A 12,707-nucleotide genomic window follows, 5' to 3' on the forward strand; every position below is an offset into this window, starting at 1 on the left:
AGACACTACCCACTCATGCAGTAAATTTTTGACACTAATCAAAATAAGGAAGAAATATTTCATTAAAATACCTTCAATATGAAATCTCAGTGTTCACTGACCATGAACTGCTGAATAATTAATAATCATGAGGGGCGCAAACGTGTATAAAAAGACAATACTGGCGGCGTGTATTGCAGCAGTTCTGCCTTTAATGGTCGGTTGTGACAATGATGATGATAATGTAACCAACCCACCGACACCCATCCCACCTCCAGTCGAGAGTGTTGACCTTGCCTTTAATGCAGAGTCGGATAGCTCGCCTATTGCCCAGGGCTGGTCAGGCAATCTCAGTGGCCCGGCTTATGGCGAGCTGGTAGAAGAAACTCTTGCAGACGGCACAACTGTTTTAGCCTGGTATGTAAACGGCCTTGAAGGCATTGCCGAATGGAAAGCAACGCCTGAAGGTGAATTTAATGCCATGGCCAGCCAGAATGGCTGGACAATGGCTTTCACCATGAGAGTGGAGTCCGGTAGTTATCTTACTAACTATTATGGTAATGGCGTAAAACGGTTCCTGCCCGTACTCAAACTTGATGGCAACAACCTGGTGGTTGAGCTGGAAGGGGACCAAGCCTATACACTGGTAGAAGGCGACCTCGAAGCCGCGATGGGCTATCACAATTATGTGATCAGCTTTGACCCTGCAACTGGCAAGGCAACTTACCAGTTTGATGACAAGATTATCACCTCTGACTGGCAGGGATCTGAGAGTGCACATAATGTTGTAGCCTGGGGTAATGGCTCAAGCAGCACATCCGGAGCCAGTGAGGCCTTCTACCAGAGCTTTACTTTCGACATTCCCGGTTACGAATTCACACCAAGCTTCAAGTTATTTAAAGCGGGCAGCGAACAGGGTGAAGACGCCACCAATGCCTACCGGATTCCAGCACTGCAATCCGCAGTGGGAGACTATGTCTTTGCTTTTGCTGAAGGACGCCCTGGCGGTGCAGATCCTGGCCAGGCAGGTGAAATCGTTATGTCCGCCAAATTCTCCACTGACGGTGGTGAGAACTGGTCAGAGGTTGAAAATATTTCAAAGAGCCTCGAACCTGGAGAAATGTACGACTTCTCTGACCCCCGCCCCATTTACAACGAGCAAACCGGTGAACTGACCATTGTTTACACCCAGTGGCCAACACATTGTGCCCAGAACGGCGACTGCATTCAGCCCGACGGTGAAAACAAGCTGTTCTTCCAGAAATTTAATATGAACAGCAAGACCTGGGAGGCTCCTGTCGATATTACTGCGCAGGTTCGTGAGCGGGCCTGGGATGCCAGAGGCTGGAGTGGCAAAGCGGCCTGGTCTTTTGACATAACGGATGCGCTCCAAACCCCAGCCGCCGGAAACTGGTCACTGGTTACCGATCGTAAAGCCATTCAGGGTCAGATTACCGATTACCTGGTGACTGGCGAGGCAATACTTCTACCTACGGTTACCGTCACCGAAGCTAACAACCTTGTAGTCAATCTTAATGGTACTGGTGGGGGAGATTTTACACTGCTGGAAGACGTAGGTCCGGCGGAATTCCACACCTCTGAGATCCGATATGACCCTGTCACAAAAACCGCCAGTTATCTTTTCGATGGAGAGGTCATTGCCAGCAACTGGAGTGGTGCGCCAAATAGTGCCAAAAAAGTTGTCTTTGGTAACGATCTAACTAACGACGAAGGACGTGCAACTTATAAATCGGCTAATTTCACAATTGGTGAAACAACAGTTATTGATTACTCTGCAAGCGCTACACCTGCGGCTGAAGCGACTCCTGTAGCACAGGGGTGGACTGCTGAACTCGCTGAGAAAGGCAGGGGTATCCTTGGCTGGAAGAGCACCAACGCTGGCCCGGGTAACGGCATTCAGCTGAAATGGCAAACCATCGACCAGGGCAATCACAATGGCCGTATGATTCTTCCTTCGATTATTCTGGATGGCTTCGGCGAACTCGATGTGCAGTCAGTGTACTCTGACGACAACGGCGAAACCTGGAAGTCTGGTGCCCGTGCCCTGATGCCTTACGACATGAGCGGCAACAATATCCAACAGGTTCAGCCTTCCGAAAGTGACCTTGTAGAGTTGACCGATGGACGACTGTTGCTTACTACCCGTAATGACGGTCATGGTAACTATGGTGGTGTATTTTATGGACCCCGCATTCAGTTTATCAGTAATAATGGCGGTGAAACCTGGGTCTATGATGCCAACTCTACGCTGCCTAAAAACATTGATGAAGTGGATGCCAGCCTGATTCGTTACAGCGGTTCACCAACTGACGATAACACCATGCTGCTCTTCTCTGCTCCCATTGGTAATACTCCCGGAGACAAGAAGAGAACCAACCTGGGTATCTGGAGCAGTACGGATGAAGGTGCAACCTGGAATGGACCTAAACAGGTTTGGACCGGTGATTCCTGGTACTCCGATATGACCATGATGCCAGATGGCAAAGTGGGTATTCTGGTGGAAACCGGTGGTTACTCAATCAGCCTGTTGAAAAAGGATATCAGTGAACTGCTTCCTGAAGCCCAGCCTCAGCCATAAACGTCGTTAATTGTCCCGAAACGGGCAGAGCCAAGGCTCTGCCCGGCTATAAAGAGTGTCCCCCTGCCTCCCTACACCATTTTTCGCAGTTATATGGCCTGACTCCCACCGTATTCGTGGGAACGCATAGATGCACCGGCACAATATAAGGCAAGAAAACTGTGAACTGCACAACACATTTCAACATCAAACGAGCATCACCAACCTTTGTAGTAAATTTTTGACACCAATCAAAGATTAGAAGTTTTTTTTCACTATCATGTCTCCAATATGAAATATCAGGGTTCACTGACCATGAACTGCTGAATTATTGATAATCATGAGGGATGTAAACGTGTATAAAAAGACAATACTGGCGGTTTGTGTAGCAGCGGTTCTGCCTTTAATGGTGGGTTGCGATAACGATGATGATAATACCGTTGTTCAGCCTCCCATTGAGCTACCAAAGCCACCAACAGGTACACCCGGTGAAGTTGGCCCTGGGGACGCACTGCATTCATTCACCAGCGCCGTATTGTTTGAGCAGGATAATCAGATTGCTGATCATGACGATCTGGATCCTGGTACAGGCTCTATGTCACTCTCATTTTTCTTCAAAGCACCTGCTACCAGTGGTACCCATCAGGTTGTTCGTAAAGGCAATCTTACAGGGGGAGATACTGGTTATAACGTATTTATTGCAAATGACTTTATCTACTTCCGCAGCAACATTGCTGGAGTAAAATCTGATGCAAAACTCAGTATCAGCGATTTGAGCCCTGATAGTTGGCATCATTTTGTGGGTGTCATCAATCAGGATAGCGACACTGGCAAGATGGAACTCTGGGTTGATGGTGTGAAAGCTACCGAACACCACGAAGGTCCGAGCTTCACTCCCGCTGAACTGAACACACCTGACGCGGTTATCGTTACACAAAATGATGGTGGGCAAGTTATTGATGACCTCCGTTTCTTTAACCGGGTGCTGACGCAAGCAGAAGTTGACTCTTTTGTGAATGAATCGAACCAGCCTCCGGAAGCAGCCATTATTTCCTCATCACTGGGCGGTAAAAAGTTCCTGTTCTATGGCGACGTCAGCGATCCTGAAGGTGAGGAAATGACATACCGCTGGGATATGGGCGATGGCACCATCTACAACAGCTTCAGCTTTGAACACGAATACCAGTATGGTGGCAGATACACCGTCAAACTGGCCGTATCTGACCCATGGCGGGCAGAAACAATTGTAGAGCAATCTTTTGAAGTTGAAGGGGAACCTTCACCTTATTATGAAAGTGTCGCTTATCGCCATGGTGAAGGTGCATATGCCTGCTACCGGATCCCTACCATTGTCAAATCTGGCAATGGCGACTTGCTTGCTTTTGCTGAAGGACGAACCAGCAGCTGTGCCGACCACGGTAACATCGACGTGGTCATGAGACGCAGTACCGACAATGGTAAAACCTGGGGTGCCATTGAGCAGATTGCCGACTTTGGCGATAAAGCTGCCCAGAATATGTCCGCTGTTTACGATGAGTTTTATCCACAGGTGGATACCGACAACAACCCGATTCTGGATGAACATGGTAACCAGAAGATGGGACAGATGGTTCTGGTCTGGAATAACGCCGATGGCAACGAGCACCAAGTAGCTTCTGAACTTGCTGAACGCCGAGCCATGCTTATCACCAGTCTGGATCATGGTGAAACCTGGTCTGCTGAGCGGGACATTACTGATGCCGTTCGTATCCCAGATCAAACCATGCACATTCCTCCGACTGGCCATGCCATTCAGCTGACCACACCTCAAGCTGAAACTGATGGTGTCCATGGTCGCCTGTTCTTTGCTGGACAGTACAGCCCCGAAGGCCAGACATCTGGTGTTTATAACCAGAACTACGCTTTCTGGAGTGACGATCATGGTGAAACCTGGGTTCGTGGTACGCAAATTCTCGGAGAGAATCTGAACGAAGTGCAGGCAGTTGAGCTGGCCAATGGCCATATCATGTTCAACAGCCGTAACTACCGGCCTACTGCCAATAAGCGTCGCGCGGTCACCATTACTGAAGATTATGGCGTAAGTTATGGGCCAACAGTGGATGATGATGAACTGATCACGCCAACGGTTGCATCAACAATTCTTCGTTACACTCGGGAAGATATGCACGACAAAAACCGTTTACTGTTTGCCAACCCAGCCAGCACCAGCGGTCGTCAGAATATGACCGTTCGGATGAGTTATGACGAAGGCGAGAACTGGACAGTATCAAGAAACATTACCACAGGGCCTTCTGCTTATTCTGACCTGGTTATTCAGGAAGACATGAATATTGGCCTGCTCTGGGAGGACAATGTGGATGAAATTCGTTACTCCAGCTTTGACCTTGAATGGTTGACGGAAGGCAAGGACACCCTTGATCTGAGTAAATTCAAAAAATAAACCCCTGATATCAAAGTACAGCAGCCTCTATTTTGGGGCTGCTTTTTCCCTGCTCCAAGGGAGATTGACTCGATTTACATCCAGTACCTGCTTCCAGTTCAAACAAAACAATAAATAGATCCACCGCAAAGTTTCCAAACGTTATCAATTTAAAAGGCTAACTCATGAGATTCAGTCAGAAGCTGCTTTTGCCGGTCTGTTCGGCCATGCTAATGGCAGGGGGCCTCGCCTCAGCAAGTACATTAATCACAAGTACCGGTTTTGAAAACACCGACAATTTCAATGCTGATACCGCGGGCAATACCGGGGGCGTAAATACAGTAACACCCGACGGTTCCATCTGGAAAAGCGGTGTTGTCAATAGCCAGTACAACGGTATATGGGCCGGCCAAAACAAAACATCCGGTGGAGAGCTGTCAGCCGTTCTCGGTAATGACGGCCAGTATTTGACGGTCGATGCAACGGGTAGCGACGGTGTTGGCACTCTTAATTTCTGGTACTCCTCTTATACAGGCAGCACCAATGCAACCATTGAGATTCAATGGACTTCCGATGCACTTGATGGCAGTGAAACCTGGATAACGGCTGACAGCTTTACTGTAGTCAGCCTCGATAATGCCTGGCACTTAAGGAGGAGCGATATTCAGCAGCCTGGGGATATTAAGCTGCGATGGCTGATCAATGGCACGGGAGGCGTGAGCATTGATGATGTGGACGTTACTCGGTTTGTTGATCCGGTCATTGCCCGAACCAGCTTTGAATCCAGCGATGGTTTTGCACTAACCGGAGGGTCCAATACTGCCGGCTTTAATGTTACGAGTACGTCGGATAACGCCCAGTGGTCCAGTGGCGTACCAGGCAATGCCCACAACGGTATTTGGGCAGGTCAGGCTAATACCGGTACATGGTCTGCAGTCATTGGCAGGGAAGGACAATACCTACAAGCTGACCCTGCTGGCGCAGAAGGTGTCGATAAAGTTCGCTTCTCTCATATTTCTTACACTGGATCCAACAGTACGATCTCTTTGCAGTGGACCGCAGATGTTCTTGACGGTAGTGAACAATGGACAACTGCAGGCAGTTATCAGGAAACAGGGTTAGGTACTGAATGGGCAACAAAGGAATATACCGTTAATCAAAGCGGTGATATTAAACTTCGATGGCTGGTCAGTGGTGCTGGTGGCAGTAGTATCGATGATGTAGAGATCACCCGTAAAAGACCCGATCTTATTAAGGTCGCAGCGGTTGGGGACAGTATTACGCGCGGTATGGGTATTGCCGATACCAACAGCTCCTACCCATCTCAACTTCAGGAACTGCTGGGGGACCAGTATGAAGTTGGTAACTTTGGGCACAGTGGAGCGAGAGTTTCCACCATTTCCAGCAAGCCTTATACCGAAACTCAGGACTACCAGAATGCCCTCGCATTTGGTGCTGATATCATCTTTATTGCACTGGGCATCAACGACTGCTCACCAGGACAGTGGAATGTTAACAAGCCTGTATTCGCAAGAGATTACAAGGCTATCATCGACTCCTTGAGAGCTTCTGGTGACAACCCGGAGATCTACATTGGCAGTCTTATGCCTGTGGTTCATCCCTACGGAAAATATCTTGAAATTCATGAACAACTACCAGAATGTCGCCAGTATGTAGAGCAGGTAGCCAACGATAACAACCTGCCCTTCATTGACCTCTACACACCGTTAAATTCCGAAGAAAATGTCTATCCGGATGGTCTCCACCCCGATGCTACCGGTGCTGGCATCATTGCTGAAACCGTTCACAAAGCCATTACTCAGGAATACGGCGGTCTTCAGATGCCATGGCTGTTTGGCGACAATATGGTCATTCAGCGTGACAAACCCATTGACGTTTTTGGTATCGCTAATCCTGAAGAAATTGTAACCGTTGAACTGGATGGAGCTACCTCCACAGCCACCGCCGATGAGAATGGGCAATGGAGTGTCAGCCTTGCAGAGAAACCAGCTGGCGGACCATTTCAGCTGAAAATCTCCAGCAACAGCGGTCGATCCGTTCATTATGAGAACGTCATGATCGGTGAAGTCTGGGTTGCCGCCGGTCAATCCAACATGGCTTGGGAGATGCGTCAGGATAGAGACTGGAATCAGGAAAAAGGGTCAACCAACGATTACCCCAATATCCGTATTCTGAACCGTGTGGGTAACCCATGGCCAAACAATGTCGTCTTTAATGCCGGTGAACTGCAACGACTTACGGTTGATAACTATTACAGTGGCAGCTGGCAGAATGGTTCTGAACAAACTGTCGCCCCTGTTTCGGCCGTTGCTTATTACTTTGCCAGAGAGGTTCACAAGGAAACCGGTATTACTGTCGGTATCATCGAAAATGCAATTGGTGGCGCTTCCATGGAAGCCTACATGCCCAGAACAGCCCTGAACACTCCAGATTTGAATCTGGTTATGAAGGACTGGCTGAATGCTGATATTGCACCTGAGTGGCATCGCGGGCGTGCAGCGAAGAACCTGCAGACCTGGGTTAACAGTGACCAGTCAACCCCAATGCCTCACCACCCCTATGAGCCAACTTTCCTTTATGATGCGGAAGTAGCTGACCTGATGGACTTTAATTTCCGAGGTGTGCTCTGGTATCAGGGTGAGACCAATGCGACTGATGACAATGAGACAGCCTGGGATATTGATTATAACCAGAAACTCTTTGAAGGACTGATTCAGTCTTGGCGTCAGGAAGCTGGTGAGGCAGACCTCCCCTTCTATTATGTGCAGCTGCCCAACCTGAACCGTAACTGGGCACCGTTCCGGGATATGCAACGCCGTGTTCTGACCGACAGCGGTCTGGATAACCTTGGCATGGCGGTCACACTGGACCTTGGCCATAACACCGATGTACACCCGACCAATAAGATCGAAGTGGGTAAACGATTAAGCCTCTGGGCGAGAAATTCACTTTATGGTGAATCTTCACTCACATACTCAGGCCCTATCTTTAATGGTGATTTTATTGACCATGGCGCCACTCTGGAAATTGGCTTTGATCATGTAGGAAATGGTCTGACGACCAACAGTTGCGGCCCACTGGTGGGCTTTGAAGTCGCGGGCAGCGACGGCATCTGGAAAACAGCCACTGCGACCTTCTCTAAAGACAGAGTCGTTGTCTCCAGTGACGACGTTGCTGATCCTCAAGCCGTTCGTTACGCCTGGGCAAATAACCCCATTTTCAATCTATATAACCATTCCGGTGATTTCAATGGCGATGACTACCAGTTGCTCCCGGCATCACCATTCCAGGCTGGAAACCTGAACTTCAATTAATTATTCAACGTCTGTGGTCATATTTAACAGCCATGACCACAGGCTACCTATTGCCATTATGTATGCCTGATCAGGAGGCATTAATTGAAAACTATAATTCGCACATTGGGGGCTATGTCGCTGCTGGCAACAGCAATAGCGTCGATAGCAGCATCAGCCCAAACCCTCGACATGTACGTCATGACCGGGCAATCAAACTCTCTGGGTACGACCAACCTGGAAACCCCTTTTGAACCGGGTAGCCACGAGGCAGACGGCCAGACTTACTTTTATTACCGAAACGTGGATACCACATCTGGGAACCAATACCCCGCTGATATTGGTGAGTCCGGAGGGATGCTGACCGGTCTGCAAATTCAGGCCATCAATGGCATCAACTACTGGGGTCCTGAGTATGGCTTTGCCCGACAACTGCATGACTCCCGTAAAGAAGACAGTCCCCCGGTTTACTTTGTAAAGGCATCGCGTGGCGGTGGCGGCAATGCATTCTGGATGGGTGAAGGCTCACCGGATAGCAGTGACAGCCAGATGTACCGCTACTTTATGGAAACGGTGGGTGATGCTCTGGATGCTGCTACGGCTCAAGGGTACACCGTCAATGTTAAGGGCATGATCTACATTCAGGGGGAGAGCAACAACACAACCGATGCGAATAACACATCGGAACGTTTATCAACCTTGGCTGCTGAGGCTCAGCGCTTTATCAACCAAAAGATTCCCGGGGCTGCGAATAACATGCAACTGCTGATCGGCCAGACAGCAGTACCCTACTCAAACGGTAATCGCACGACCACCATGGAACAGCAGGTAAAACTGACGACGTTGACTGAGAACGCATTTTATATCGGCACATCGGATTTACCGCTGAAAAGTGACAATCTCCATTTCGGCAAAGACTCAAAACTGACTATTGGCCAACGACTGGCCAACGTATCACTGACACAGGAACAGCTGGGTTCTTCCCCTGAAGCCTGCGCCTATTTCGATATGGAGTCCTCCGAAGCACCGCTGGCGGCAACAATCAGCAAACTGGTAGCCGACTCAGAAAGTCCAGTCAGCACTATTACCGGCCAGTCAGGCTCTGGTTGGGAAACAGAAAGCACGGTTACCATCGCTGACAATAAATCTCCTCTATTTGGTACTGAAACCTTCAGTATTAACTTCTGGTTTAATAAAAACAGAGATGAGCGTTTTTATTTTTTGACGAATAAAGGAGCAACCAGTTTCAGTAACAATGCGGGCTGGGCAATCTGGGTTGAAGATAACTCAAAGCTCGGTGTTCAGCTAAATGATACTTCCGGTGCTTCTCAGCGTTACTACAGCGACGCTAATAGCGTTCAAAACGGTGGCTGGCATATGGCAACGCTGGTCGTTGACCGTGATGCCAACCTTATGTCCGCTTACCTGAATGGCGTTCGCTTTGCTGCTGCCTCAATCACTGATCAGGACTTTACATCAACAGAAGATTGGGTAATGACCCACCAGGCATCGGGCTATGACGAATACGCCGTCATGGGGCACGCCATGAACGCTAATGATGTAATGAACCAGTTTTACGGATCAAAGCATTACGAACAAAAGGCATCAGTTCGTTATATCTTCAGTGATCACTTTGACCAATACACTGCATCCGGTACCGGGCTTTATGCTTTCGATGAGTTTTCACCCCGATGGACAGTGAACTCAATGGATGGTCAGGTGGATTCCGGTGATGAATCAGCCATCTATTCATCCAGTCGCAGCCAGGATGCACAGGGTACGAATAGCAATGCATGGATCAGCCGAAGTCCGGGAGCCACACTGACATCAAAAAGCATTGAGGCAACCAGCAATAAGGCGCACTCCCTGAAATTCATGGCATTAAGTGGCACGGACAGCAGCGGCAACGCCAATGAGATCGGGCTGACCGTCCAGGTTCTGGCAGGCAGTGAGCAGAGCAATGCAAGGGTCATTGCTGAAAAGTCTGTAACAGCTCTGCCCGGACTCACCCAGATAAACCCTGAAGCCTGGTTTTCAACCCCATTCTCTACACCAACATTAAGCGACGATGATTATTTATTTATTCGCATACGCTATGACAGTGGCAGCCAGTGGCTTCATCTGGATCACGTCATGCTCGCTGAGAAAGTTGAGTAATCCTTCAAACAATTATTGCCAGTAAATATTCAATGGACTATTGAACATGAAAAATATAGATAAAATCAAAGCTGCAGGCATAGCGATTGTGCTGGCCATGACTCTGTCAGGCTGTGATAGCGACGACGAATCGGTTGTGGTAACCCCTCCTCCCGTTGTTGAGCCAGAGCCGGATCCAGATCCGCTTCCAGGGAATGGCGCCCCCCACTGCACAGTATTAATGTCACAAAGTATGTAATCCACCCAGAGTAAGCCTGACTCACCACTCTTCGTCAGGCTTACTCCTGCCTACATATCAACCTGTTCACCCTGCCTGAAAAATCAATCATTTAAATAAATAACACCGATATGGTGAAATTTTTTTTTACATATGACATACATCAATGTAGTTTTACTTTACCAGTGCCAGAATCCCTCCCACAGCAAGATATAACAACATTTAAATGGCAGCCGCGAAAGCGGGCTATGGGGAGTAAACCGGCTATGAGCCTGATCGACTACGCAGTGATAATCCTTTACCTGGCAGGAATGCTCGGCATAGGCGTCTATTTTTCCAAAACCAGCGGTGAAAGTACCGACAGTTTTTTCAGGGCGGGAGGACGTATACCTGGCTGGGCCGCCGGTATGAGTATCTGGGCTACCACCTTGAGTTCAATCACCTTCCTGGCAATACCAGGTAACGCTTATAAAGGTAACTGGGTATTTGCCTTTGGTATGATCGTTGTAGCCTGCTGCATGCCGCTGTTGATCAAATACGTTATACCTTTCTTTAGAAAAATTGATGCTACCACCGCTTACGAATATCTGGAAAAGCGATTTGATAGCCGTATGCGAGTATTTGGCAGCATCGTGTTTATTCTGTTCCACATTGCCCGCATGGCCATTGTTATCTATCTGCCTACCCTGGCATTAACAGCCATGACAGGCCTGAACCCATACATCATCGCTGTAGCGATTGGCGTACTCTGTGTTATCTACACGTTTCTGGGCGGTATGGAAGGTGTTATCTGGAGTGACGTTATTCAAGGCTTCGTTCTTCTTGGTGGTATCCTGTTCGCCATCATCGTTGGCTTGACGGGGATTGAGGGCGGTATTGGTGAAGTGATTTCAACCGGCATATCCGACGGCAAATTTTTTACCAGTGCCGACTGGAGCTGGAGCTTCACTGAAGTCACCATTCCGACCATGCTGGTAGGTGCCATCTTCATCAACATGTACCAGTACATTGGCAGCCAGGATGTGGTACAGCGCTACAATACCACTAAAAGCGTAGAAGAAACCGGTAAGTCATTGATGACCAATGCATGGTTAGGCCTGCTGACTATACCCCTGTTCTATGGCATGGGCACCATCCTCTACACCTTTTACGCTCAACAGCCGGAACTCCTTGCTGAAGGCATTAAATCTGATGGTGTATTCCCACAGTTTATTGTGAATCAGTTACCCGTGGGTATTACCGGACTCGTGTTTGGTGCTATTTTTGCCGCCTCTCAATCTACCGTATCCAGTAGCCTTAACAGCCTTTCGGCCTGTTATACCATGGACATTATCAAGCGCTTCCGTCCAAGCCATCCAGAAGCCTACTATGTCAAGACCGCTAAAATGGTCATTCTGACAGCAGGCATTCTCTCTTCCGCCGCAGCGCTTTACATGGTCAATACCAACCAGGATGAACTCTTGAAAACCTTCCAGTCAGTCATGGGTCTGTTTGGTGCTCCTATTGCTGGCGTGTTCCTGCTGGGCATGTTCACCACCAAAGGTAATGCGACAGGCGCCTTCTGGGGTACATTGATTTCATCCATCGCCATGTACTTCATCCAGCAATCCAGCCTGACCTTCCTCTATTTCGGTATCATCGGTGTACTGGGAAGCCTTGGCCTGGGTTATCTGATCAGTATCATGGTTGATGGTAAGAAGGAAATTAAAGACCTGACGGTTCACACCCAAAGTCGTCATGAAGAAACCCTGAGCCCTGAGTTCAGCAGCTAACCGGAACAATACTGGAAATGAGTCCCTGATAAGAACAGGGCCTCATTTCCGGCTTTTAACGTTTGACCTAACCAGATATCACGTTTTTATATTGAAAATCAGCAGTCTGTTGAAACACGGGACTATTGATGGATATCAAGGAAAGCACATCAGTGGCTATTTATAGTGCAAAGCCCACGCTCCTTACGATATCTTTAATATTCCTAAATGGAAGACGGTCATCACCTTATTTGATATATTCCTGAACGAAAATCAAACAAAATCTGTTATA

At 48.5% G+C, this 12,707-nt stretch carries 6 protein-coding genes; all 6 read left to right on the plus strand.

All coding sequences use genetic code 11. The features are described 5' to 3' along the window. The first annotated feature begins 142 nt into the window (after positions 1-142). Positions 143-2,578 carry an exo-alpha-sialidase gene (locus GV64_RS22485; protein ID WP_020581838.1) on the plus strand — a complete coding sequence of 812 codons (2,436 nt, stop codon included), beginning with the start codon at positions 143-145 and terminating at the stop codon, positions 2,576-2,578. A gap of 334 nt (positions 2,579-2,912) precedes the next feature. Then, a complete protein-coding gene (locus tag GV64_RS22490) occupies positions 2,913-4,997 on the plus strand; it encodes an exo-alpha-sialidase (RefSeq protein ID WP_236632981.1) in 2,085 nt (694 codons plus the stop codon). 164 nt (positions 4,998-5,161) lie between these two features. Then, positions 5,162-8,311, plus strand: coding sequence for a GDSL-type esterase/lipase family protein (locus tag GV64_RS24060; protein WP_020581840.1), 3,150 nt, complete (start codon positions 5,162-5,164; stop codon positions 8,309-8,311). A gap of 84 nt (positions 8,312-8,395) precedes the next feature. After that, a complete protein-coding gene (locus GV64_RS22500) occupies positions 8,396-10,447 on the plus strand; it encodes a sialate O-acetylesterase (protein WP_081622078.1) in 2,052 nt (683 codons plus the stop codon). A 46-nt stretch (positions 10,448-10,493) separates the two neighbouring features. Next, positions 10,494-10,685: a hypothetical protein gene (locus GV64_RS22505; RefSeq protein ID WP_020581843.1), complete on the plus strand. Its 192-nt coding sequence runs from the start codon at positions 10,494-10,496 to the stop codon at positions 10,683-10,685. 245 nt (positions 10,686-10,930) lie between these two features. Beyond that, positions 10,931-12,436 carry a sodium:solute symporter gene (locus tag GV64_RS22510; protein ID WP_020581844.1) on the plus strand — a complete coding sequence of 502 codons (1,506 nt, stop codon included), beginning with the start codon at positions 10,931-10,933 and terminating at the stop codon, positions 12,434-12,436. Positions 12,437-12,707 lie beyond the last annotated feature (271 nt).

The organism is Endozoicomonas elysicola (assembly GCF_000710775.1).
GTDB classification, from domain to species: domain Bacteria; phylum Pseudomonadota; class Gammaproteobacteria; order Pseudomonadales; family Endozoicomonadaceae; genus Endozoicomonas; species Endozoicomonas elysicola.

Coding starts and splice junctions, on each gene's coding strand:
- GV64_RS22505 (WP_020581843.1), top strand. CDS start 10,494: ATGAAAAATATAGATAAAATCAAAGCTGCAGGCATAGCGATTGTGCTG.
- GV64_RS22510 (WP_020581844.1), top strand. CDS start 10,931: ATGAGCCTGATCGACTACGCAGTGATAATCCTTTACCTGGCAGGAATG.
- GV64_RS24060 (WP_020581840.1), top strand. CDS start 5,162: ATGAGATTCAGTCAGAAGCTGCTTTTGCCGGTCTGTTCGGCCATGCTA.